The following is a 24063-nucleotide window of genomic DNA, read 5'->3' as shown; positions in this document are numbered from 1 at the left end:
TGGCAATTTGCCTGGATCCCTGCCAGCAGAATGAGTAATATGGCAACTACAGTTTTCAGAACCGGGTTAATTTGAAACTGAGTCGATGGTTTTACTCAGCTCCTTCTTTTAACTTGTAAATCTCCGGAATATTGCGTCCGAGCCCATCATAATCTAGTCCGTACCCTAAAACAAATTTATCGGGGATACTGAAACCCAGGTATTTGATGGATACGGGGTACCTGGTAGCCTCCGGCTTATGTAAAAGCACAGCCAATTCCAGAGAAGCGGGTTGCTGGTGGTGGAGCTGGGGTAAAAATTCATTCAGGGTTTTACCGGTATCAACAATATCTTCCAGGATAATTACATGGCGATCATGAATGTCCATGTCCAAACCAATGGCGGTAATTACCTGGCCCGTTGATTTTGTGCCCTTATAAGAAGCAAGCTTTATAAAACAGATTTCCGCTTCAATATTAACCGCCTTGAACAAATCCGATGAAAACATAAAGGAACCATTCAGGATGGCAATGAACAAGGGCCTCTTTCCTTTATAATCCCGGTTTATTTCTGCTGCAAGCCGCTGTACCTGGCCATTGATATCACTGGCAGTGAGGTAGGGTTCAAACGTTTTATCTTTTACCTGTAAGAAAGACATAATCAATTGCTGTAAATGAGTAAATGCTGCCCTTTCCGCAATCCTGAGCCATTGAGGCGGTTCCACTCTTTTACCTGGTCTATCGTAACTCCATATCTTTTACAAATTCCGAAAAGCGTTTCCTTTTCCTGTACAATATGCTTTACCGGCTTCACCGACACCGATGTTTGCTGAATCAGCGATTCTGCGGGTCCGGGAGTATACACGGTTGCTGTTTTGGTTAACGGGCGTTTTGAACCAGCCAGTAAGGGTTGGCGGGGCGATTTTTCTTTCAGGTACAGGCGCTCTCCCTCTGCGGGCTCCATGCCTGGTTGCAGGTGATTCAGTTCCAGTAACGTACCGTACCGGATACCTTCCGCCTGGGCTATATCATACAGATTTTCCTCGCCTGCTACAATATGAAATAAGCCAGCGCCGGTTTTCCTTTTGCGTTGCAGGTAGATCAACTGGTCCTCCACCAGGAGATCTCCCTCACCAGGTGTAATATCATTAAAATCAAGCAACCGGGAAAGCGACAATTGATGCGCATCTGCCAATGCCAGTAAACTTGTACCCGCCTTGGCAAAAAGCACTTTGGTAGCATTGATCTCGAAAATGCCGCTGGGGTAATTGGTAATAGCAGGAGGTTGAATAGCAAGGGTTTCATTTGCTGCAGGGGCACGAATACCGACCAGTAAATCGCCTGTGGGTGCCTTTTTACCCATAGCAATCAGCGTATAATCCTGCAGGTTATAGGTTTCAATCAGCCGGATCAGGATATGGGAATATTTTATATTGGTAGCGTAACCCGCTTTTTTTAAGCCATATGCCCAGCCTTCATAATCTGTTGGATCGAGCTTGAACAGGAAGGCATAACGTTGGTTGGATTTAAGAAAATCGGAATGATCGCGATAAGAGAGGGCCGCTTCTCCATAACTGCGGAAACACTCTCCTGCTGCATCATCATCGTGGTAAACTTTATCGCCCGTCCAGGTAGATTTACATTTTATACCAAAATGATTATTGGATCGAAGTACCAGGTCGCTCCTGCCTGCCTCTGTTTCATGAATTCCCTGTGCCAGCTTTATAGCAGCAGGTACACCTGTACGCAGCATTTCATCCACCGCTAATTGTTTGTACTGTTGTATATAGGACAGTACCGCCGGATTCTGTTGCGCAGAAAGTTTCAACGTAAACAGTACTATTACAAACAATAGGGTCGATGATCTCATAGTTTATTTTTTCCGGATTAATAAAAGCCCGTCTCGGAGTGTGAGGAGGCTGGTACTTACTCTGTTATCCGCTTTTACGTGTTCATTAAAAGCATGAATGGCTTTGGCATTCTTTCCACTGATAACAGGTTCCAGCACCTGTCCGTGAAAGAGTACATTATCGGCCAATATCAGCCCCCCTTTTCTCAAACGGGGCAATACCAGTTCGTAGTATTCTACATAACCTGTTTTGTCGGCATCAATAAAAACCAGGTCCCAGGTAAAGGGAAGTTGTGGAATTATTGAAGCTGCTTCCCCTACGTGTAAACGTATCTGATCGGCATAGGCAGACCGGTTGAAATAAGCCTGGGCGGCAGCAGCATCCTCTTTTCTGAGCTCGATGGTATGAAGGCTGCCCCCGGGTGCTAATCCTTCTGCCAGGCAAAGCGCGCTATACCCGGTAAAGGTTCCGATTTCCAGGATCTGAACCGGTTTAAGCAGGCTGCTGATCATGGAAAGAAAGCGGCCCTGTAAACGACCGCTCAGCATATGGGCATGCGGGTGGTTGGCCTGGGTAAATGTATTGATCTCCTCCAAAATAGGAGGCTCATCGGCACTAAACCGCTCGGCGTATACCTGTATTTGATCGTCTATCAGTTCCGTCAAAAGGGGACAATTTGTGCAAAAATAGGCCCAAAAGTTTAAAAATTAGGCTGTAATGGATGTTTACTGTAGAAATGGAGCACTTGTTCAGCCACTTCCTCTGCTGTATCTACTATTTTTAACAGGTCCATATCTTCCGGAGAAATATAGCCTTCTGTTAACATAGTATGCTGTAGCCACTGCATTAAACCATTCCAGTAAGCGGAACCTACCAGTATTAGTGGAACCTGCAGCATTTTACCCGTTTGTATCAGGGTTGCCACCTCAAAAAATTCATCCATGGTGCCAAAACCTCCGGGCATCATTACAAAACCCTGAGAATATTTAGTGAACATGGTTTTACGTACAAAGAAATATTCAAAATGCAGGTTGGCATCCCGGTCGATATAAGGGTTGGCGTGTTGCTCAAAAGGAAGTTCGATGTTTAATCCTACTGATTTACCCCCACCCAGTTGTGCACCCTTATTGGCTGCTTCCATAATTCCGGGGCCGCCTCCTGAGATTATTCCAAATCCTTCTTCAGCCAGGCGTTTGGCAACATCAACGGTTAGTTCATAAGCGGGATGTCCGGGCTCGGTTCTAGCTGAACCGAATATAGAAATACAGGGCCCGAGTTTAGCGAGTGCTTCAAACCCGTCTACAAATTCGGCCATTATTTTAAAAATCTGCCAGCTTGAATGAGCTTTTGATTCACTCCACCTTCTTTGTTTGGTCATCCGGATCGTGTCGTTCATAGTCTTCGTTTTAAGGTTAGGAGACAAAAATGCCATCCATTTGGTACCGTGGATGGCATGGTATGTTTACCTTCTTAAAACGTAGATTTTCGGGTTTTAGTTTATAGGCCGGCCGGTTTTTTAGATATCATTAACAGCCCGAAATAAGTGATCAATCCATTGATTAACAGGAGTTCTATGCCAATTTGATAACCACCCAGCCAATTATGCGCATGCTGGCTTATAAAATAACTAAGAACCGGAGACAGCAAACAGATAAAGGTAACCAGGTAAGTATCGGCAAAATTCCGTTTCGACAGTATTCCGAATGAAAACAGGCCTAATAATGGACCGTAGGTATAACCTGCCAGGTCGAGTATTACCCCAATAATTGACTTGTTATCAATTTTTTTAAACACCAGTATACAGAGCATGAATACCAGGGTCAGGCTCAGGTGTACGGTCATTCGGATTCTTTTCTGGGCTTTTTCAGAAAGTGCGGGGTTTCTTTTTATGCCAAGCATGTCTATGCAAAAAGAGGAAGTGAGGGCGGTAAGGGCGCCATCTGCACTTGGGAACAAGGCCGATATAAGGGCAATGATAAAGATTACCGCGGTTATAGGCGGAAGATAGGTAAGCGCAATGGTAGGAAACAGTTCATCTCCTTTTACTGCCAATCCTTTTTGCTCAGCAAAAATATATAGTAGCCCGCCTAGCAGAAGAAAAAGAAAATTTACAAAAACAATAATAACGCTGAAGGTCATGATATTTTTCTGGGAGTCTTTCAGGGTTTTTACCGAAATGTTTTTTTGCATCATTTCCTGGTCGAGCCCCGTCATGGCAATGGTAATAAAAGCACCTCCGAGGATTTGTTTAAGAAAAAATCCCTTGCTGTTCACATCTGTATTAAAAACATTCGTATATCCTTTGGCAGACAGGGTAGCCATGGTATCGCCAAAATTCAGGCCCAGGTTATTCATGATATAAATAACGCAAACAAGCAAACCAATTAACATAAAACTGGTTTGCAGGGTATCTGTATAAACAATGGTTTTTACACCACCTTCGAAAGTGTATAAGAGGATCATCAGCAGAATAATCAGCGCAGTAACTACGAATGGCACCCCCAGTTTATCCAGAATAAAAATTTGCAGCACATTAATCACCAGGTATAGCCTTGCCGTTGCTCCGATAGTTCGGGAAATAATAAAAAACAGGGCACCGGTTTTATAGGCAATAAACCCAAAACGTTGTTGCAGATAATTATAGATAGAAGTAAGGTTCATTTTATAATAGATAGGCAACAATACATAGGCTATTACGATATAGCCGAGCAGGTACCCGATAACCACCTGCATATAGGAAAACGCATTGGTTTCCACCGTACCGGGTACGGAAACAAAAGTTACCCCGCTTAAGGAGGTTCCAATCATACCAAATGCCACCAGCATCCAGTTGGAATTTTTATTCCCGATAAAAAAGCTTTCATTTGTTGAATTCCGGGAAGTTATATAGGCAACAACAAGCAAAATGGCGAAATAGGCAATTACAAAAGAGAAAAGCAGGGTTGTTGACATGCGCTAAAGATTTTATAAATTGTCACAATGTAAATAGGAATACGTTTACTTTGACAGGAATAACTATGAATATAAAAGCTATTGCTGTTTTTTGCGGATCGCAGGCTGGCATCAACCCAGTATTTGCTAAACACACGGCAGAACTAGGCAAACTTCTGGCCATGCTACAGATCAAACTCGTTTACGGAGGAGGCAAAAAGGGCTTAATGGGTGTAATTGCTGATTCCGTATTGGCTCATGGCGGAGAGGTAATGGGCGTAATTCCAAAAGTATTAACCGAATGGGAGCAGCAACACGATGGTATAACGGAACTGGCGGTGGTGCCAGATATGCATACCCGTAAAAAGATGATGTATGAAATGAGCGATGCTGCGATCATTCTTCCAGGCGGATTCGGTACCATGGATGAATTCTTTGAGATGCTGACCTGGAATCAGCTAAAAATTCATGACAAGAAAATTTACCTGCTGAATTCTGGCAGTTATTTTCAGCACCTGATACTTTTTATGCGGCAGGCTGAAAAAGAGCATTTTTTATATGAACCGGTAGAAGAGCGGATCATCGTTTGTGATAACCCGGTAGAACTATTCAATAAAATCCAATAGGCTATAAACCCGCATTAAATCCTACGGTCAAAAAGATATTACTTCCATAGGGAGTAGCCGGGTTAGGATAGTTAGAGGATTTATGCAGCAGGTCATATTGCGCCATAATTACCAGTCCACCTGCTCTACCCGCCGGCAGGTAGGCACCCACCCCCGCAAGCAGGGAGGGCAAAATTTTACCATTGATAGAGGATTTTGTTTCCTGGGGAGTATAATCGGCCCGGCTTCCCCAGATATAATTCATTTCTGGTTGTAACTGTATAAATCCTTGCTGAATAGGGTAAAAACGTCCAAACACATTCATACCTGCAACACCATATCTTTCTTTATATAGAGTAGTACCGCCGGATTTATATTTTAACTGGGAAAACTGCCCGTTTATTCCAATACCAGCCGCAAACATATCATTAAACCGATAGCCCAACTGCGGGGAAACATTGATAAAAGTGAAATTTCCGAAAGTCAGTCCAAAATTTCCCCCGACAAATAACCTGCTTCTATCAAAGCCTTTGGGTGCTTCTTCTTTAGTGGCGTCATCCTGCGCCCATCCGGTACCCATAAAAACAAAAAGGCAACATACTGCCAACAGCATTCTTTTCCTCATGGTACAAATTTACTCTAAAAACTTGGACAGAGCGATTGTCTTAGATTTCCGGTTCCTTCGGAATAAAACCCATGTTTCAACAATGAAAACTCAATAGCTCCCCGGGCATTGTTGTACTGCGCAAGAGGGGATGTAGTAACATCATATGTGAAGCTCATTCGAAAGTTCTTCCATTGGAATCCTATAAGCGGAATCAGGGATTCCCCTACCCGGTAATACATACCCCCTATTACCTGCGTTTCTCCGTCGCCGCTAAGGTTGTAGTTGGCACTTAAACCACCTACCAGTTCCGAGGCACTCGCCTGGGTGGTATAATAGGCCATTGGATTTATGATAACCTGCTGGTTTAACTTAAGGCTTGCATTTACAAACCCGATATACCGAGGGCTAAGCCGGTTATCAAAACCGGTTTCCGTAAAAAAGGTTTCGCGCGGGCGATTGATATGGTGTACAGAAAAACCACCATTCAGGTACATATCCTCTGTAGGGAAATAGGCATAGTTCATACCTACCTGCATATCTACATAACTGATGCTGGTAGAATTAAATACCACGCTGGTAGGTACTCCTGCATCAAAAAAGCCGGTAGCCGAATTAAACTGGTCCGGAAATTTGAGGCGGGTGGGATCAATGCGTTTATTGGCCCATCCCAGGTTAAAACCGGCGGATAATAAACTGGAAAAACCGAGCATTTGGTGGTAAGCTACCGAACCGTAGGCTTTGGTAGAAGTAAGATTTCCACTGCCGGCAACATCCCGGAGGATTACACCACCCACTCCGAGCCAGCCGTTTTCAATCCGGTCGCGAAATAACTGGGCATCGCCAAAAACACTGATGGTTTTGTAGGGGACTTCCATCACACTAATCCATTGGCTTCTATAGTTGGCTCCGATCCGGAAATCTGCATCCGGAATAAATCCGGTATTTGCAGGGTTGGTGGTAAGCGGAGAATTAAACCATTGCGAAAACCGTAAATCCTGCGCGCTTAGTTCATTCAATGAACCAATAGCAAGCAAACAGCTTAATCCAAAGCGCCACATTAGCAAACCACGTTTCATCTTCTACTCTTTTTGTGTTATCGGATCAGGGTAATATCACCTTTTTTGGTTGTCTTGGTTCCATCCGTGAATTCAACATCGAGTACATAGGCATACACATCCATCGGTTGTACAATACCGTTGAACCTGCCATCCCATCCTATTTTCATACTATTCGACTCAAACACTTTTTGTCCAAGCCGGTTGAAGATCATGAGACGCATTCTGCCGATGGCGAAGCCACGCACATTCACCACATTATTGGGAGAGCTTCCCAATGGTGTAAAGGCATTCGGCATGTCCACCCGTGGAGATACTATAGCATCTACCGGTGTACAAACCGTATCCACGCAACCTGAGCTATTTACAGCAATCAGGCAGGCATCGTATTGGCCCGTTCGGTTATACTGGTGTTCGATCGGTAACCTGTTAGCGGTATTCAGGGTTTCTCCATCGCCAAAACTCCAGGAGAAAGCAATGGCATCTGCAGAAGAGGTATTACGGAAAGTGGTGGGGGTATTTTCCAATGCTGTAACCGGGCTATAGGTAAAGGCGGCGGTAGGCGCCCCCTGTACCAGCACATCCCTGGATGTTTGGTCCACAATATTACAGGTATTCGGATCTGTAACGGTAAGGGTTACGCGGTAGGTTCCCGGATTCTGGAAAACCTTCTGTGGTGTCTGATCAGTTGAGGTTGTACCATCCCCAAAATCCCAGAGATAGGTGCGGCCTGCGATGCTGGTATTCTGAATCTGGGCGGTATAAGGGGCACAACCATTGGGCAGCTCAAACCTTGCTACCACCAGGGGTGCCAGGTTAAACTCTTTCATAATGGAATCACCACTATTGCAATAAATAGTGTCTTTAATTATAAGCCGGATCTTGTAGGAGCCAGCGGCCTGGTAGCTATGCGTAACCGACTCGGGGCCAGCTACCACGCGGGTACCATCTCCAAAATCCCAAAGAAAACTGGTATCGGAAAAGGGTTTGGATGCCGGGGGGATGGATAAATTGTCAAAGCGGTATGAAAGCGATTCACAGGGGTCTAATTTAACAGCGTCGAAATTAAGCCTTGCTTCATCTGCCCGCACCCGCATATTGATATATGCAGTGTCACGAATATTACAGCTGGTAGAGTCAATTGCTATGAGACGAACCCTAAAGTCGCCGACGCTGGTATAAGTGTGCTGGATTTCAAAACTTGTGGTTTTTACATCCGGTGAACCATCTCCAAAATTCCATTCGTACTGTTGGGCGTTACGCACCGTATCTCTAAGGGTAACCGTTAAAGGTACACAGCCGGAAGTATCAAATACCCCGCCAATAGCAGCGGTAACACCAGCACCTACACCCGCGAAATTAAACGCTATTTTCAGGGCCGCCAGGTTGCACTCAGCACCACTTCCGGTTCCGTTTGCACCGGAAAATCCATTCGAGCAACACCAGGCTCCCGGGGTTACGGGAAAGCGGGGTCTTCCACCACCCGGCATAGATGATCCATAACAATTGGCACACATAGCCTGATAAATCACCCCATTCTGGTCAAAGCGGCTGGTTCCTCCATCCACATGCTCAGAAAAATTTCCGACCTGCCCAAAAAAGGTAGCATAGAGTAATTCAGCAGCATCGCGCTTTATGACTATGAAGTAAAAGTCGTTGTTATCCGTATTTCGTTTTATGGCATCCTGGGTTACAGGCATCCCATTGGTGCCCTGCATGGGGTACTGGGCAAGATTGGTTCCTCCCCAACCGGAAACATATACATTTTCGCAACGGTCTACCAGAAATGCCACAGGCGAAATATTGGGCAGCGGACTATTGGTGCCGTAGGTAGTAGTGTAATACCAGGCAGACAAATCAGGACGAAGCTTACCTATAAATTGCTTTGCCCCCGCCGTACCATAGGCTGCATTTACAATCTGCCAGTTGCCATAGGTAACGCCCATGATATAAGGATCGCCATCCCGGTCAAAATCAAAGCCAAGGACAGCATCGGTAGAACTGGTCCCGATATAGGTTGATTTACGGTGCACACTTCCATCATTCGAAAAAATGGCTATAAACCCGTCTGTGCGGGCGCCATTAAAAGCAGGCCCGATCGTACCTGATTTATCGCCCGGGAAGTCTGCGCTCATGGTTGAACCGCAAACCCAGATATCATTGGTAACCGGGCTGATACCTAAAACAAATGCAGCATCCATATCTGACCCGCCAAGGTAGGTAGACAGGAGAATGGTAGACATGGACGGGTTGGTTTTTATCAGCACGGCGTCCTGGGTTCCACCCAATGATTTATAAGGAGCATTGGCAGTGGTAAAAAAGTTTTTAGACATGGTACAGGATGCCAGGTAGATATTTCCTGCACGGTCAATATTTACTTCACTTCTTGCATCGTCTCCATAAAAGTTAAGCAATCCTCTTGGAGCGCCGGTATGGCTATCGCCGGTATTTAATCCGTCACTGCCATCGCCTCCGATACGGATAGCGCCTACTCTTGCAGTACCGGTAGGATTCAGTTTAACCAATACAATATCGTAACCACCCTGCGAACCGTAGGATTGCAGAGAAGGGAAATCGGAAGAATTGGTTCTCCCTGCAATTACCAGATCACCTTGCGGGTCAACAATAAGACTATGTGGCTGATCGGTGGATGATCCGCCAAGGTAGGTAGCATAAAGGCGTTGTGATCCGGTGGGGTCAAACTTCATGATGCCCATATTAAAGGGGCTCTGCCCCCCTGAAGCATTAAACTGTTGCTGGAAGGCACCCGGCGATACAGGAAAACCATCGTCAAACACGATTCCCCCGCTGTATAAGCTGCCATCCGGTCCATAGGTAGCAGTGTATCCCCAGTTATCGGCCTTACTGCCGGTAAACGTGGAGAAAATAAGAGTGGGATCAATGATTAACGGAGCCGACCTGTCATATGCATCCATAGCAAAGCGTACTTCATTCCCCTTTAGCGTATAGCGCGAAGGAATTTCAGTTCTTCCCTTGGCAGTTGTTTGAAATGTGTAAGGAGGCATTTCCCGAACCTCACCAACCGAGGTTTTTATAACCAACTCACCTTTGCTGAGTGAAAGTTTTGTAACCCCATCGTACCGCATTACAATTTGAGATGGATTACCCCCGGGGTTTACAATAAACTCATACTTCAACAAACCTTCATCGGTATAGTAACGCAAATCAATATTCGGATATACATTCCTGTAAGTAACAGTACCGAACACACGACAATCGGAAGCATACTTTGAAGCATCATTCCCAATAAAATAAGAAATTACGCCTGGTATGGTTTTTCCGGGTTCTATGCGGGCAGCGGTATTCATGCCCACCAGTTCCATTTTATAAGCATGTGAACGGAAGAGCACGGCATCGGCATCTCCTTCTACGGGTGCTTCGGTACCGGCTTTGGCGGCCCTGGCAGCTTTATTTTTGCCTCCATTATTTCCACCCGATGCCTGGTTATCAAAATCGCCATGGGCATGTGCAGAAAGTTTCCGAAGGTCATCGGGGTGGTGCTGAACTATGGTAAACCCGTTTTTCTGCAGAAAAAAAGCGCCGTTTCCCAGCTCTCCTTTAAAGGTAACAGAGTTATCCCACTGTCCTTTGTTTTCGATGAATTCAAGGCCATTGGTATTCTTTTGGGCAAGGCCTGCAAAAGAAAATAGGGTCAAGATGATTATTTGGATGGTGCGTATCAAGGTCTAATGAATTTACGTCAAATTATCTTCATTCGGTTACAGTAGATTTACGATATTTTACTCCATGCCAGTTTTCCTTTTTGCGCCTGAAGGTAAATTTTTAACGCATTGTTTTCCTGCAATGCCAGGTCGGGATCCGTTTCCAGCAGTTTGGCCGACTCCTGCTTAGCCGCATCAAGCCATTGTTTATCCCTTACCAGATCGGCCAGTTTAAAGTTCAACAAACCACTTTGCCGGGTACCCTCAATATCACCGGGCCCTCGCAATTCAAGATCTTTTTCAGCTATCAGAAACCCGTCATTGGTTGCACACATTATTTTCAACCGTTCACGTGCTTCATTGGTTAATTGGGCACCTGTTAATAATATGCAAAAACTCTTTTCACTGCCCCTCCCTACCCTTCCTCGGAGCTGATGTAATTGTGATAAGCCGAATTTTTCCGCACTTTCAATAATCATCACACTGGCATTGGGCACATTTACACCAACTTCTATCACTGTGGTAGCCACCATAATCTGAGTCTCCTTTTTAATAAAGCGTTGCATGTTGGCTTCTTTCTGGGCAGGCGGCATTTTTCCATGTACCATACTGATCCAATACCTGGGCTCCGGAAAAAAAGCTTTTATATTTTCATAGCCCCGCATCAGGTTTTCGAGGTCGAGCTTTTCAGATTCTTCAATCAGGGGAAATATGCAGTAGGCCTGCCGGCCTTTCTGGATCTCTTCTTTAATAAAATCCATTACGCTGGCTCTCGCATAATCGTAACGGTGAACGGTGGTGATAGGTTGCCTTCCGGGCGGCAGTTCATCGATAATACTATAATCCAGATCGCCATAAGCCGTCATAGCCAGGGTACGCGGAATAGGCGTTGCGGTCATAACCAATACGTGCGGCGGAATGGTTGCTTTTTTCCATAGTCTGGCCCGCTGCGCAACCCCGAAACGATGTTGTTCATCAATGATCGCTAAACCGAGTTGTTTAAATTGAACAGGATCTTCCAGTACCGCATGGGTACCGATCAGCAGGTCCAGCTCACCATCAGCAAGTTCCTTCAGTATTTTTCTTCTTGCGGCTGCTTTGGTAGAGCCGGTGAGCAGGGCCGTTTTTACCGGCATATCTTTCAGGAGCTGAGCAATGCCTTCATAATGCTGTGCCGCCAGTATTTCGGTTGGTGCCATTAGGCTTGCCTGGAAGCCATTATCAACTGCCAGCAACATAGACAGCAACGCCACCATAGTTTTACCACTACCTACATCTCCCTGCAGGAGCCGGTTCATTTGGCGCCCCTGCCCCATATCCTGGCGAATTTCTTTTAACACCCGTTTTTGCGCCCCTGTAAGTTCAAAGGGAAGGTAGGTATGATAAAAGGTATTGAACTGCTCTCCCACCTGTTTAAAAACAACGCCTCTGGAATACCGGTGACGTTCCAGCTTAATAAGTGCCAGCCGGAGCTGTGCGATAAACAATTCTTCAAATTTGAGGCGGGCAAGGGCTTTTTGATAGGCTGCTTCAGACTGGGGGAAATGGATTTGCCGGTAGGCTTCAAAACGGGAGGGAAACCGGTATGCCTGTAAAATAGCAGGGGGCAGATTTTCAGGCAGATCACGCTCCTGAAGTGCTTCCAGCAAGGTATAACTTAGTTTGCCTAATTGCCGCCCGCCCAGTGCTTTTGCCTTCAGTTTTTCGGTGCTGGGGTAGATAGGCTCCAGAAATGCCTTGCCCCCGGCTTTGGCAGGGGTATAGGTTTCCATTTCGGGATGGGTAATCTGCAAGCTGCCATTGAAGTAACCAGCTTTGCCATAAACCAGCAAAGCCTGTCCCACCTGTATGTTTTTTTGAATCCAGGAAATGCCCTGGAACCATACCAGGTCCATAGAGCCGGTTGCATCCTTTAACTCTGCTACCAGTCGTTTGGCCCGGTTCTGGCCGATTAATTGTACCGATTGGATAATTCCTGCCACCTGGATATAGTCCTGGTTGGATTGGATAGAGCCAATCGTCATAACCATGGTTTTATCAATGTGGCGAATAGGAAAATGGTCCAGCAGATCTTTAAACGTAAATAGCTGGAGTTCTTTTTTAAGTAAATCGCCCCGCAAGGGTCCCACTCCTTTCAGGAATTCAATTGGGCTGGATAATATTTGAGCATCAAACTGAATGTGACAAATTTGGAGCAAAATTAGGGCTCCTGGATTATTTCTGAGATTCTTTCAAACCCGTGTAAGATTTTGGTGTAGGGATGAACTCTTTCCTGCCTTTTTTTACCTTAAGCAGGGCACGCAGCATGGCTATCATTAGCCCGGGAAGACTGAGTAAAGCTTTAATGGTGGGGGACGAATAATACCGCGATGGCATTGCAATAGCCAGTGTAAGCAGGAAGAACAACAGCAGGCTCAACCACCAGCCCGGAACCGGGAAAAAAAACGCCCAACCGGTTGAATAGCGGATAATAACGAGCACAATAATGGCGGAAAAAAACACCAGGTACAGCGAGCGTGGAAGCAATAAATTTTGCACCAGCTTATTGTAATAATGCCGGTCTTTCCGGATGCCGATCATATCGGGCTCCCAGAACATACCCAGGTGGTACCATTGGGCTTCTAACCAGCGAAGCCGTTGTTTTTCAAAGACATCGTGGCTGGCAACTTTTTCATCTAACACCCAGGCTTCGGGGAGATAGTGCATCTGTATACCTCTTTTCAGCAGCTGCATATCAATTTCCCGGTCTTCGCCCGGGTTTTCGAGGATGGGTTTCCAGTTAAAGATAGCTTTCAATAGATGAAACTCAACTGCCATACCCGAGCCGGAAGGAGCTGCAGAAAAACCAAGTGATTGTTGTCCCAGGCGGAATAAATGATTATTGATTTCCTCGCTGATTGCATCCAGCAGGGCCACGCTGGTTTGTTCATTTTTTGCGGTACGGTGGCATTGAATGGCAAGATGACCGGCCCTGTATGCATTGTTCACCAGCTGCAGGCAGTCTGCTTTCATAATATTATCTGCATCCAGCAGCATTATCAACTCATACTCGCCGCTTTTTATGGTATCCAACGCGGCATGAATGGACCTTGATTTCATGCGCGTGTTCACTTCCAGCACCCGGGCTCCTTGTGCGCGCAGGTCCTCAATAGTTCCTGCTTGCAGGGAATCAGCCACCACCAGTACATCAAATTTTTCGGCGGGGTAATTGTGTTTCAGCGCTTCTTCAACGGTATGGCAAATAATATGATCATCTCTAAAGCTTGGGATCAGGATAAGTATCCGGGCAAAACTGGTGGCCGGGGGAATCGCTTCCTCCCGATACATAAGTCCGGCTATTGCAACTACCAATAAATAGGTAATGCTGCAAAACAGGTAGATAAACAGAAGTAAACCAGCTATGTATAAAAAAGTTACCACGTTAAACGGAAAAATATAAAAAAAGAACTGAATTTAACAGAGAACCTAAAAAGCCGGCATTTGCCGGCTTTTGGGTACTGAGTTATTTCGAGTATTTTATGAAATATTTGATTTCTGGATCAGTGCGGGCGGGGTATGGGCAATAATCCAAAGATCAAAAAGAAAATTCTGTTTTCTGGCGTATGCGATATCGAGCTTGATCCTGTCCTCCACCGACATACAATGCCGGTCTTTTTTCCGGATCTGCCATAGGCCGGTAATTCCTGCCGGTGCCATAAAACGTTGAGACCATTCATCGGTGGTCAGCATCGCAGCTTCGTATAAAGGCAGCGGGCGATTACCAACGATAGACATATCTCCCAACAACACATTAAAGAACTGCGGTAGCTCATCCAGGCTTGAATTCCGTAAAAACCGGCCAAAGCGGGTAGCTCTGGGGTCGTTGGTTATTTTAAAGAATACGCAGCCATGGTCTTCATTGTATTCATTCCGGTGTTTTACCGCATCTTTTTGAGATTCGGCATCCATGCGCATGGTACGGAACTTATAAAAATTAAAGATACGATATCCTCTTCCTGCTCTTTTAGAGATATAAAAAACAGGGCCCCGACTTTCCAGCCGTATGGCAATGGCAATGAGCAACATAACCGGGCTCAGCAAAATCAAGGCAAGCAGCGATATGGCAATATCAAAAGCGCGCCTGCCCATACTGATAGGCGTAATTCTTACCTGTTGGGCCAGTTTATCCATTCTGAATTAAGTACGGCTGCAGTTCTTCTTTTTTACTTTAGAAAGAAAATCTACCCGTTGAACCAGTTTTCCATCCGGTTTTCTGGTATCAATAACATCATCAAACAGGCGTTTCAGGATAGCTGTATCTTTTGCATCCACCGAATTGCCTGCCGTATCCATAATAACCGGAATAGCCATAAACTTTTCTATCGACTTCAGGTAGGCATTCAGGTTAGCAACTTCCGCCAAATCCAAATTTCCATCCACAATAATAACTTGTGGTATGGTTTTTGATTGGGAATCAATGCGCTGTAAAATAGCAATGGCTTTTGCAACCGATTCAGCAGCATAACCACCCTCAAATAAATTAATAAGATAGTCGATATTACGGGTATTCTTTCCGATAAAGAAGAATTCCCTCGAATGTAGAACCGCCACTGGAGCCGTTTCATCTTCCCTGGTAATCGAATACCGGCGGTAGACGGGCTGTGGTGAGGTTATGGGGTTTAATGGTAAAGTTTGTTCCATTCAGGTAAGATTTTTTACGAGGAAAATTTCAGACCACTTTCAACAGCTTTTTGGAGCTGGTTACTGGTGATTTGATCAAAGCTTCCAAGGTTTTGGTAAGGTCAACCGGATTAAATGGTTTGTGAAAGGCAGCTTCCACGTTATAACGGGTACAAACAGTTGCAATCTCTTCCTCTTCCAAAGAAGAAATTACCACCATTGGTATATTTTTATACAACTCACTGGTTTTGAAATACTCCACGATTTCCCAGGTATTGCTATCCGGAAGCTCAGGATCTACTACAATAGCTGCAGGAAGTTCAGAACGGGTCAGCCAATACATGGCATCACCAGCCTCTGAAGCAGTAATTGCAGAGAATTGGTCATTCAAAACTGTGTGCAGTAAAAATCGAATCGATTTACTAGCTGTGATTACGAGTACTTTTCTTTTCATCCTTGAATAATTAAGTTTTGTTAGAAACTCAATTTTTCAATAGGAATTCAATTGGAACGGTTAGGCTTTCAACGGGTACTTGGAACAATCAACATCAGTTCTTAGCCTGATGACAAATCAGAAAAATACTACTAATGGGGTGAGTTCTTAGGATTGTGGAACGGTAAGCAAGCGGCCTAAGGGGATGTACTTAGGTAATCGTGGAGTAAAAGTAATATATATTTCCAATCCAAGAAATCTACGGCGGTTTTTTTTTCTAATTCTGCGTAAAACTACCTGTTTCCCGCCTTACTGCCCCTGGTCATTTTTAACGGAAACCCTTATGCGGTCTGATTTTTCCCATTTTGCATCCTGCCCGCCGGTAAGAAACCGGAACAGCCCCAGCACAATGGACCAATGCATAAAAACAAAGTAATAAGGTATATATACGAAAGGCAATTTCGTATTTGTACGAGCACCCAGCCAGCCCAGCACCGCCAGGCTATAAAACAGGAGCTGGATTATACCTGCAAGCTGGTAGATTGAGCCACTGCCCTTAACTACCAGGTACAAGGTCGATACCCCCAGCAATAGCAAGGCCGGCGCTGCAAATACCCAGCGGCTAACCCTGTGTGATATAAATTGAAAGAAAAGCAGGGGATTAAAGCGCCAGGACCAGCTTTTTTGTAACCTTTTCAAAGCCTGGAAACCACCCGCGGCTATGCGAATTTTTCTTTTTTCCTCGTCGCGCAAACTTAGCGAGCCTTTTTCAAACGCTTTTGCAGCAGGTTCGTATCCGATCCGATACCCCTGTTCACAGATGCGCATCGACAGAACAAAATCATCCAGTATGGTATCCGGTTCAAGTGGCTGAAATAAGGCAGCCCGGAAAGCCAGCAACTCACCAGCCGCGCCTACCACACTATAAAGCCGGGCATCGTTTTTTTTGAGAAAGGATTCATATTTCCAATACAGGCCCTCCCCTTCCGCCGATAACTCGTCTTGATTTTCTCCCCCCACTTGTTTTTCCCCGGATATGGCCCCGATAGAAGGGTCGGCAAAACCGGAAACCAGCAGCCGAAGGGCATTTTGGTTAAGAAGGGCATTGGCATCGGTTACTATAACAATAGGGGTTTCAACCATTTCCATAGCCCGGTTTAAGGCCATAGCTTTCCCCAGCCTTTCCTGGCCATGCAGTAGCTCTACCTGCGGAAAGGCTTTTACGATCTGTTCGGTGCCATCGGTAGAGCCATCGGTGATCACCAGCACCCGAAACAAGGTACGGGGATACTTTAATTCCAGTGTATTGCGGATCTTTGCACCAATACAACCCGCTTCATTGTAAGCTGGTATCAGCACCGTTAAAGCGGGTAATTCCTCTTCCGGTAATACTGCAACAGGTAATTGTTTCTTTCTTTTTGCCAGAAAAAAAACCAGCAGGCCGTATCCCAGGTAGGTATAGACCAGGATCAGGAAACTGATCCAAAATATCAACTGGCAGAAAATTTCCATCGGGGGGAAACTAATCAATTCTGGTCAGCTACCAGCGCAGCTGCACCAAAAACTCCGGCACTATCTCCCAGCGAAGGGGATAACACCGGCGTATCAAGCCGGTTATTAAAAATGAATTTTTCCAAACTGGCCCGGCCGCGGGTATAGATGCTGGCAATATTTCCTACTCCTCCACCCACCACAATAGCATCGGGGTCTAGTAGGTTAGTAAGTATAGAAACGGCTTTTCCAAAAAACATATGTAAACGCTCCATCGTAGCTACAGCAGCAGCCTCCCCGGCCTCCGCCAGTTCCACTATTTGTTTCAGGGTTTTTTCCTGTTGGCAGAGGCTGAAATAATAACGTTGGAGGGATGGACCACTGAGCACCGTTTCCACGCAACCGGAACGTCCGCAATAACAGGGACCGCCTGATTCATCGAGAAAAATATGCCCCCATTCACCGGCAATGCCATGTTTGCCATTCCAGATCTGCCCATTATGAACAATACCACCTCCCACACCGGTTCCCATAATAATTCCAAATACCAGGCGCGCATCCGGCACTTCCTGCTTTATGGCGCCCCAATGCGTTTCAGCCAGTGCAAAACAGTTGGCATCATTGGCTAGTACAACGGGTATACCAAGTTCCTTTTCCAGATCTGTCTTTAAAGGGTTGCCATTGAGTGCCGTGCTATTGCAGTTCTTCATCGTCTGCAATACAGGGTCCAGCACCCCCGGGGTACCAATTCCAATTCGTTTCGGCCTTAGCCCCGATTCTCCTATCATCTGGTTCACCAGCAATACAATTTGGGCAACTATATGCCGGTATCCTTTTTCCGCTTCCGTAGCAATTCTTTTTCTAAAAAGAGGCTGAGGATTGGTTAAAGAAGGTAGAATAATACCCTCTATTTTGGTTCCTCCCAGATCAATTCCCCAAATGGCAGTTGTCATACAAAAAGATTTCTAACCTAAAATAATCAAACTTTGATCTCCTTCATCCGGGGAACCAATAAATGCATAATGCTCCAGGCAATAAGATAGGCTACGGCACACACCATAAACAGTATAAAATAACCCAGTTCAATTTTTCCCAGGGCTTTGTAATGATCAAATAGCAGACCGGCCATTTTTGCTATCAGCATACCTCCCAATGCACCCGCCATGCCCCCAAGCCCAGTTACCGAGGCAACGGAAGATTTAGGAAACATATCTGAAACAGTAGTGAAAATGTTTGCACTCCAGGCCTGGTGCGCCGCAGTTGCCAAGCCTATTATCAGCACAGCATACCACATATTTATACTACCCAGCCACTGAGCCGCCATCACCGGCACCGCGCCAAGGGCATATATAAACATGGCTGTTTTCCTGCTTCTGAAAACAGGCCATCCCGATTTAATAAACTGTAAGGGTAACCAGCCCCCTACTACACTTCCGGCCGTTGACATCAGGTATACCAGCGCTACGGGCAATGCTATGGCTGTATTTTCCATCTGGTATTCCGCTTTTAAAAAAGACGGCAACCAGAATAAATAAAACCACCAGATTGGATCTGTCAGAAATTTGCCCAATACAAAAGCCCAGGTTTGCCGAAATCCCAACAGGCTAAACCAACTCAATGCCGGTTCCTGGGAAGCCTGGTCGATTTCGACCGAATCACTGTTTATAAAAGCCAATTCTTCTTTATTCACTTTTGGATGAGTAGCCGGATTGCCATAGCCCCTGAACCAGAAAAACAACCAGACAAGGCCTGTTGCGCCTGTTATTATAAATGCCCATTTCCACCCCCATTCTGCAGCTATATAGGGCACGGTGAGGGGCGCTAATATGGCTCCCACATTTGCCCCGGAATTAAATAAACCAGTTGCCAATGCCCGTTCTTTTTTAGGGAACCATTCTGCCACTGTTTTGATAGCCGCCGGAAAGTTGCCTGCTTCCGTAATTCCTAATGCTGCACGGGCTACGATAAAACCCAGTGTGGAACTCACCAATGCATGGCCACCCGCAGCAATGCTCCAGCCAATAATGGCCAGTGCATAGCCCATTTTTGTTCCTATCTTATCCACCAAGGGGCCCATCAGTAATAAGCCTACTGCATACGACAACTGAAAGGCAATTACAATATTGGCATAATCGGATTCTGACCAGTTAAATTCCTGTTCCAGCGGTCCTTTTAATAAGCTTATAACGGCACGGTCTAAATAATTAATGGTTGTTGCAAAAAAAATCAGGCCGCAGATCGTCCACCGATAACTCGATTTTGAATTTTTCATATGGTCAGGTGCTTTATTTTACCTGCTTTACCAGGTCAAGTGCCCTGCGCGTTTGTTCGGTGATAGCAGCATAGTTTCGATCATTCAGTACTTCTTTAGACAAAAATTTGCTACCTAAACCAACAGCGCTAACACCTGCCCTGAACCAGGCTTGTAAATTATCAATCGTTAGTTCCACACCTCCGGTTGGCATGAAATAGAGTTCAGGAAAAATATCACGTATCCCTGCCATAAAAGCAGGACCTAATATATTACCCGGAAATAATTTAATGAACCGGGCACCAGTTGCCTGCGCTACTAAAATTTCTGACACCGTCATAGCGCCCGGAATCCAGGCTTTGCCCGCCGCATGAACCTGTTCTCCGACTTCTTTTACCGTACCCGGACAAATAATAAAATCTGCCCCCGCATCCAGGAACTGACTTGCCTGTGCAGGTGTTTTAATTGTTCCTATGGCAAGCTGAAGATCAGGCCAGTCTGTTTTTCTTCGTTGAATAAGGCTACTGAAATGCTGCAGCGCATACTCCCCCCGGTTAGTAAATTCCACCAGCCTAATACCACCCTCATATAAAGCCTGTATGGTTCTTTCACACACTTCCAGTTCCGGATGATAAAATAGCGGCAGTACAGCCTGTTCGCGAAGGGCGGCATAAAGGGCACTGTGATCAGTCATGAGCTAACATTTTTGAATGAATAGATTGAATGGTTTGCCTGGTGTAATCACCCTTTTCCTGTAGTTTTCCAATAGCAGCAAAAGCAGCCAGTTTAAGCGCATTTTCCGGACTTTCACGCTGCTCCCAACCATGTAATAACCCTGCCATAAAACAATCGCCGCTGCCAACCCGGTCTATTATGGTGGATACATTCAGTTCCGGTGAAACATATTGTGCCGTAGCTGTATCGAGCGATGCATAATAATGTATGCCCCCAGGCTGGTCGAACCGGAACGTATTAGCCACCCATTTACAGGATGGTGCCAGGCTTCGGATATATGCCGCAGTTCTGCCAGCCTGTTCAAGGTAAGCTTCTTTGGTATGAATTGTTTCTATCCCGTCTTTCAGAGGAGCGCCGAGTAAATGATGCGCTGACCATATATTGCCCATCACAATGGTACAATGCCTCACCAGCGATGGCATACAATCAGCTGGTAAAATACCGTATTTCCAGAGTTTATTGCGATAATTAAGGTCTACCGAAATCAGCAAACCCAATGCTGCAGCAGCTTCTACTGCTTCCAGGCACAAAGCAGCTGTATGCGCGGTTAAACCGGGACTGATAGCACTAAAATGCAATACAGAACAATCGGCCAGTATTTCTTTCCAGTTAACTTGTCCTGTTTGAAGGCTTGCAAAAGAAGAACCCGCCCGGTCGTAAATAACACCTGCATTTTTTAAGTCAGCTCCCTGGGGAAGTATGTAAACACCAATCCGCTCTCCCGTTCGCTGAATAGCTGAAGCATCCAGCCCCATTTTTTTTATTTCTTCCAATACGTCATCAGCCAGGCTATTTTGAGGAAGTGCTGAAATATATTTTACGGCATTTCCCCAATGCTGCAAGGCAGCCGACACATTAAATTCAGCACCGCCGAGGTAAACCGGAATCGAGGCCTGCTGTATCCATTTACCAGGCATTTCAGGCGACATACGCAATAAAAATTCACCCAAACAAGCAATTTTTTTCATTAACGGACAATTAGAGGTTGCTGAAACTGTTTAAGTTGATTCACCAGGTAATGTTCGAAATCAGTGGTTTTTGCCAAAGAGGGTTGAGATTTTTCCCATGCTGCATAAAACCGAAAACATTGCTGCTGGCCGGCATATCTGTTCATTTTAACAAGATAGGTATTCCTGATATCCGTTGCATCATTTTTACTTACGGAAAAACCTGCCAGGTCTTTTTTAGAAAGCAGGATGGCCATACCCAGTGCATCATTATTTTCACTCTGCCGGGCATGTGTGTAGACAGCAGCCGCCGTTCCTTCATACAATTCATGCTTATCGGCGTTGTGCAGGTTCACGATTCCCGTCACAAATTGTGCGTGATCAGGCATATTGGTTACGGAAATATAGGACTCATAAAAAAGTTGTCCGCCCCAGATATGTATTTCTTCTGTTACCGAAAGCGGCAACAACGATGGGTGTAAATTCCAGTTCTTATAGTGCATTCGAAAAATTGCCCGAACCGGTCCATCTGCTATTTGCTCATAGCTGGTTTGTTTAATATTGGATCCGCCTACCCGAACAAGGCTATCTTTCCCTTCCAGCTCGGGCATATACAGAGCTAGTGCACCGGCGCCTAATGAGCCGCCCACTTTCAGTAAATCCATACCCCAGGCAGCAAGTTTGTGATAGTTCTGTGTAGTGTCTGTGCCCACTTTATCCAGGATCATTTCCCGGGTCAGTTTGCCCCAGATATCTTTACCATTCCGACAATCAAAATAGAGCCGAAACCCCAGTTGGTCATTTTCCCAGGCAGGGCCTTCTGTTAAAAAGGGTGGAAGGGCTTGCCTGGCAAAATCGGTGGGTTGTTGCGAGCCATCAATTGAATCCTTCACTAAAGAAGGGCCAAATACAGCACCTTCCAGTTTTCTTTTATGACGTACATGGGCACGGGGCTTTACTTCGCTGTTGCCGGGTACCCCCGCTTCATAAAGCTGCACGCTGATTTTTTCACCCGACCTGAAATCATGAAGGAAAGCCAATTCATCCCATTGACCATCCTTGTCCAGGTCATCAAACTGGCAGATAACCGGCTCCTGGTGAAGCATAACTTTGAAATAGCCATTAACTTTCCTATTCGATTTCCGTTGAATTTCAGCACGTTTCAAAACCACCAATGCTGCTTCCCGGGAAATATCAGAGGGATTTTCCACATCAAAAGACACTAAAGCAGTAGCTGGCTTACAACCAGGCAGGAACAGCAGGCTGCATAGGCCGGCAAGGGAGTAAAAAACGACTGCTTTTTTTAACATCTTGAACAATTAATTTATAACAAGGTGTCCGCCGGTGCAGGATCCATGTCTGTATAGGTATAATTTTCACCGGCCATTCCCCATATAAAAGAATAATTTGCTGTTCCGCATCCGGCATGAATTGACCAGGGAGGAGAAATAACCGCATCCTGGCTGGCCACTAACAGATGACGGGTTTCCTGGGGCTCGCCCATAAAATGAAAAACCCGTTGCGTATGCTCCATATCAAAATAGAAATAAGCTTCCATTCTGCGGGTATGTGTGTGTGCAGGCATCGTATTCCAAACACTTCCTTCGGCAATGATCGTTAACCCCATTACCAGCTGACAGCTTTGAATGCCTTCTTCAAATATGTATTTGTAAATGGTACGCTGATTACATGTAGCAGTAGCGCCCATCTGAACGGGTGTAACGTCCTCCTTTTTCATTAAGCGATCGGGATAGGTCATATGTGCAGGAGAAGAAAGCAAATAGAACAAAGCAGGATCTGCAGGATCTGCCGAACCAAACTCAACAGCTTGCGTACCTTTTCCAAGATAGAGGCAATCCAGCTTTGACAATTCCCAGGATTTCGTACCCGCCTTAATTATTCCTTTTCCCCCTACATTTATAATACCGGCTTCTCTTCGTTCCAGGAAAAAGGAAGCCCTCAATTCGGCTGGGGCCGGTAACTGAAGAGGCTGGTTACCAGGTTGTATACCACCAATAATTACGCGGTCATAATGCGTATAAACGAGTTTAACTTCGGAAGGTTGTAGAATAGATTTAATTAAAAAATGCTGCCTTAGTGCATCGGTACCCATGTTTCGGGTTTCATTGGGGCTATGCTGAAATCTGATCTCCATATCGTTAAGCGTTACCGGCTAAACTAAGGAATCAGGCTTCAATTGCCCGGAAAAGAAGGCAATTTAATTGTGCAAACGTTTTCACGACAGCCTCTGCGTTTTTTATTGAATACCCAATTCTTCCTGAATTTTTTCAAGGCTTTTACCCTTGGTTTCCGGAAGAAAACGGATTACAAAAAGCAGGTGCAGTACCATCATTACAGTATAAAAAAGGAAGGAATAATAGCCCCCATCCGGACTGCTTTCTACGATCACCGGGAAGGTCCAGGAAATAATCGCAGCCATAATCCAGTGCGTGAAACTTCCCAGGGCCCCTCCCTGGGAACGAACAGAATTTGGAAAAATTTCAGCAATAAATACCCAGATCACTGCTCCTTGCGAAAACGCAAAAAAAGCAATAAACCCAATCAGATAAAGCAATACATACCGATTAGCCGCCAGGTCGCCACTAAATGCATTTGCTGTAAGACCAAGAAAAAGAATCATTCCTACGGATCCAATAATTAATAATTTTTTTCTTCCGAACCGGTCAATTACAGTCATGGCAAGGAGGGTAAACAGGAGGTTGGCAGCTCCGATATAAACAGGCTGTAGATAAGCATCTGCCTGGGAAAAGCCTGCTAATTCAAAAATTCTCGGGGCATAGTACAAAATAGCGTTTATCCCCGCCAGCTGATTAAACA

At 45.4% G+C, this 24063-nt stretch carries 22 protein-coding genes; 1 reads left to right on the top strand and 21 read right to left on the bottom strand.

The window, feature by feature from the left end:
- Positions 1-91 precede the first annotated feature (91 nt).
- From hpt to A1D16_RS02875, 5 genes are all read right to left on the bottom strand, one after another.
- Positions 92-637, bottom strand: a complete 546-nt coding sequence (hpt, locus tag A1D16_RS02895; protein WP_290707634.1) for a hypoxanthine phosphoribosyltransferase — start codon at positions 635-637, stop codon at positions 92-94.
- A gap of 2 nt (positions 638-639) precedes the next feature.
- The gene (locus A1D16_RS02890; RefSeq protein WP_290707631.1) at positions 640-1848 is read right to left on the bottom strand and encodes a glucosaminidase domain-containing protein; all 1209 of its coding nucleotides are present in this window, start codon (positions 1846-1848) and stop codon (positions 640-642) included.
- A gap of 3 nt (positions 1849-1851) precedes the next feature.
- A complete protein-coding gene (locus A1D16_RS02885; RefSeq protein ID WP_290707629.1) occupies positions 1852-2493 on the bottom strand; it encodes a class I SAM-dependent methyltransferase in 642 nt (213 codons plus the stop codon).
- A gap of 35 nt (positions 2494-2528) precedes the next feature.
- Positions 2529-3224: a TIGR00730 family Rossman fold protein gene (locus A1D16_RS02880; RefSeq protein ID WP_290707626.1), complete on the bottom strand. Its 696-nt coding sequence runs from the start codon at positions 3222-3224 to the stop codon at positions 2529-2531.
- Between the two features lie 101 nt (positions 3225-3325).
- The gene (locus tag A1D16_RS02875) at positions 3326-4780 is read right to left on the bottom strand and encodes a sodium:solute symporter (protein ID WP_290707624.1); all 1455 of its coding nucleotides are present in this window, start codon (positions 4778-4780) and stop codon (positions 3326-3328) included.
- Positions 4781-4845: 65 nt separating this feature from the next.
- Here A1D16_RS02875 and A1D16_RS02870 point away from each other — a divergent pair, with 65 nt between their 5' ends.
- Positions 4846-5385 (top strand): TIGR00730 family Rossman fold protein, encoded by a 540-nt coding sequence (locus A1D16_RS02870; RefSeq protein ID WP_290707622.1) that lies wholly within the window; start codon positions 4846-4848, stop codon positions 5383-5385.
- A gap of 1 nt (position 5386) precedes the next feature.
- On the opposite strand, the gene A1D16_RS02865 is transcribed toward A1D16_RS02870, so the two are convergent.
- The 16 genes from A1D16_RS02865 to A1D16_RS02790 all read right to left on the bottom strand — a co-directional run.
- A complete protein-coding gene (locus A1D16_RS02865) occupies positions 5387-5989 on the bottom strand; it encodes a hypothetical protein (protein ID WP_290707620.1) in 603 nt (200 codons plus the stop codon).
- 14 nt (positions 5990-6003) lie between these two features.
- Entirely contained in the window at positions 6004-7047 is a 1044-nt protein-coding gene (locus A1D16_RS02860) for a PorP/SprF family type IX secretion system membrane protein (protein WP_290707618.1), read from the bottom strand.
- Positions 7048-7064: 17 nt separating this feature from the next.
- Positions 7065-10703, bottom strand: a complete 3639-nt coding sequence (locus tag A1D16_RS02855; RefSeq protein ID WP_290707616.1) for a PKD domain-containing protein — start codon at positions 10701-10703, stop codon at positions 7065-7067.
- A 74-nt stretch (positions 10704-10777) separates the two neighbouring features.
- Positions 10778-12907, bottom strand: coding sequence for an ATP-dependent DNA helicase RecG (recG, locus tag A1D16_RS02850; RefSeq protein WP_290707614.1), 2130 nt, complete (start codon positions 12905-12907; stop codon positions 10778-10780).
- A 16-nt stretch (positions 12908-12923) separates the two neighbouring features.
- Positions 12924-14129, bottom strand: a complete 1206-nt coding sequence (locus tag A1D16_RS02845; protein WP_290707612.1) for a glycosyltransferase family 2 protein — start codon at positions 14127-14129, stop codon at positions 12924-12926.
- A 96-nt stretch (positions 14130-14225) separates the two neighbouring features.
- Entirely contained in the window at positions 14226-14879 is a 654-nt protein-coding gene (locus A1D16_RS02840) for a sugar transferase (RefSeq protein ID WP_290707610.1), read from the bottom strand.
- A gap of 6 nt (positions 14880-14885) precedes the next feature.
- Complete coding sequence (locus tag A1D16_RS02835; RefSeq protein WP_290707608.1) at positions 14886-15389, bottom strand: hypothetical protein; 504 nt, start codon at positions 15387-15389, stop codon at positions 14886-14888.
- A 28-nt stretch (positions 15390-15417) separates the two neighbouring features.
- Positions 15418-15822 carry a response regulator gene (locus A1D16_RS02830; protein WP_290707606.1) on the bottom strand — a complete coding sequence of 135 codons (405 nt, stop codon included), beginning with the start codon at positions 15820-15822 and terminating at the stop codon, positions 15418-15420.
- 288 nt (positions 15823-16110) lie between these two features.
- Positions 16111-17313: a glycosyltransferase family 2 protein gene (locus A1D16_RS02825; RefSeq protein ID WP_290707604.1), complete on the bottom strand. Its 1203-nt coding sequence runs from the start codon at positions 17311-17313 to the stop codon at positions 16111-16113.
- A 14-nt stretch (positions 17314-17327) separates the two neighbouring features.
- Positions 17328-18245, bottom strand: coding sequence for an ROK family protein (locus A1D16_RS02820; protein ID WP_290707602.1), 918 nt, complete (start codon positions 18243-18245; stop codon positions 17328-17330).
- 26 nt (positions 18246-18271) lie between these two features.
- Positions 18272-19564 (bottom strand): MFS transporter, encoded by a 1293-nt coding sequence (locus tag A1D16_RS02815; protein ID WP_290707600.1) that lies wholly within the window; start codon positions 19562-19564, stop codon positions 18272-18274.
- A gap of 13 nt (positions 19565-19577) precedes the next feature.
- Complete coding sequence (locus tag A1D16_RS02810) at positions 19578-20237, bottom strand: bifunctional 4-hydroxy-2-oxoglutarate aldolase/2-dehydro-3-deoxy-phosphogluconate aldolase (RefSeq protein ID WP_290707598.1); 660 nt, start codon at positions 20235-20237, stop codon at positions 19578-19580.
- Positions 20230-21246 (bottom strand): sugar kinase, encoded by a 1017-nt coding sequence (locus A1D16_RS02805; protein WP_290707596.1) that lies wholly within the window; start codon positions 21244-21246, stop codon positions 20230-20232. Before A1D16_RS02805 ends, A1D16_RS02810 begins: the two co-directional genes overlap by 8 nt.
- Positions 21246-22535: a DUF4861 domain-containing protein gene (locus tag A1D16_RS02800; RefSeq protein WP_290707594.1), complete on the bottom strand. Its 1290-nt coding sequence runs from the start codon at positions 22533-22535 to the stop codon at positions 21246-21248. Before A1D16_RS02800 ends, A1D16_RS02805 begins: the two co-directional genes overlap by 1 nt.
- Before the next feature lie 14 nt (positions 22536-22549).
- Positions 22550-23380 carry a 5-dehydro-4-deoxy-D-glucuronate isomerase gene (kduI, locus tag A1D16_RS02795; RefSeq protein ID WP_290707592.1) on the bottom strand — a complete coding sequence of 277 codons (831 nt, stop codon included), beginning with the start codon at positions 23378-23380 and terminating at the stop codon, positions 22550-22552.
- 102 nt (positions 23381-23482) lie between these two features.
- A partial coding sequence (locus A1D16_RS02790; RefSeq protein WP_290707590.1) for an MFS transporter occupies positions 23483-24063 on the bottom strand: 581 nt, incomplete at its 5' end.

The sequence above is a fragment of the Flavihumibacter sp. CACIAM 22H1 genome (genome assembly GCF_001601815.1).
Classification (GTDB): Bacteria; Bacteroidota; Bacteroidia; order Chitinophagales; family Chitinophagaceae; genus Flavihumibacter.
The sequence above is the reverse complement of the archived record's forward strand: the minus strand, read 5'-3'. Positions and strand labels throughout refer to the sequence as shown.

Excerpts from the sequence above, each read along its gene's own strand:
- hpt (WP_290707634.1), bottom strand. The coding sequence starts at position 637 with ATGTCTTTCTTACAGGTAAAAGATAAAACGTTTGAACCCTACCTCACT.
- A1D16_RS02890 (WP_290707631.1), bottom strand. The coding sequence starts at position 1,848 with ATGAGATCATCGACCCTATTGTTTGTAATAGTACTGTTTACGTTGAAA.
- A1D16_RS02880 (WP_290707626.1), bottom strand. The coding sequence starts at position 3,224 with ATGAACGACACGATCCGGATGACCAAACAAAGAAGGTGGAGTGAATCA.
- A1D16_RS02875 (WP_290707624.1), bottom strand. The coding sequence starts at position 4,780 with ATGTCAACAACCCTGCTTTTCTCTTTTGTAATTGCCTATTTCGCCATT.
- A1D16_RS02870 (WP_290707622.1), top strand. The coding sequence starts at position 4,846 with ATGAATATAAAAGCTATTGCTGTTTTTTGCGGATCGCAGGCTGGCATC.
- A1D16_RS02865 (WP_290707620.1), bottom strand. The coding sequence starts at position 5,989 with ATGAGGAAAAGAATGCTGTTGGCAGTATGTTGCCTTTTTGTTTTTATG.
- A1D16_RS02860 (WP_290707618.1), bottom strand. The coding sequence starts at position 7,047 with ATGAAACGTGGTTTGCTAATGTGGCGCTTTGGATTAAGCTGTTTGCTT.
- A1D16_RS02840 (WP_290707610.1), bottom strand. The coding sequence starts at position 14,879 with ATGGATAAACTGGCCCAACAGGTAAGAATTACGCCTATCAGTATGGGC.
- A1D16_RS02835 (WP_290707608.1), bottom strand. The coding sequence starts at position 15,389 with ATGGAACAAACTTTACCATTAAACCCCATAACCTCACCACAGCCCGTC.
- A1D16_RS02830 (WP_290707606.1), bottom strand. The coding sequence starts at position 15,822 with ATGAAAAGAAAAGTACTCGTAATCACAGCTAGTAAATCGATTCGATTT.
- A1D16_RS02825 (WP_290707604.1), bottom strand. The coding sequence starts at position 17,313 with ATGGAAATTTTCTGCCAGTTGATATTTTGGATCAGTTTCCTGATCCTG.
- A1D16_RS02820 (WP_290707602.1), bottom strand. The coding sequence starts at position 18,245 with ATGACAACTGCCATTTGGGGAATTGATCTGGGAGGAACCAAAATAGAG.
- A1D16_RS02815 (WP_290707600.1), bottom strand. The coding sequence starts at position 19,564 with ATGAAAAATTCAAAATCGAGTTATCGGTGGACGATCTGCGGCCTGATT.
- A1D16_RS02810 (WP_290707598.1), bottom strand. The coding sequence starts at position 20,237 with ATGACTGATCACAGTGCCCTTTATGCCGCCCTTCGCGAACAGGCTGTA.
- A1D16_RS02805 (WP_290707596.1), bottom strand. The coding sequence starts at position 21,246 with ATGAAAAAAATTGCTTGTTTGGGTGAATTTTTATTGCGTATGTCGCCT.
- A1D16_RS02800 (WP_290707594.1), bottom strand. The coding sequence starts at position 22,535 with ATGTTAAAAAAAGCAGTCGTTTTTTACTCCCTTGCCGGCCTATGCAGC.
- kduI (WP_290707592.1), bottom strand. The coding sequence starts at position 23,380 with ATGGAGATCAGATTTCAGCATAGCCCCAATGAAACCCGAAACATGGGT.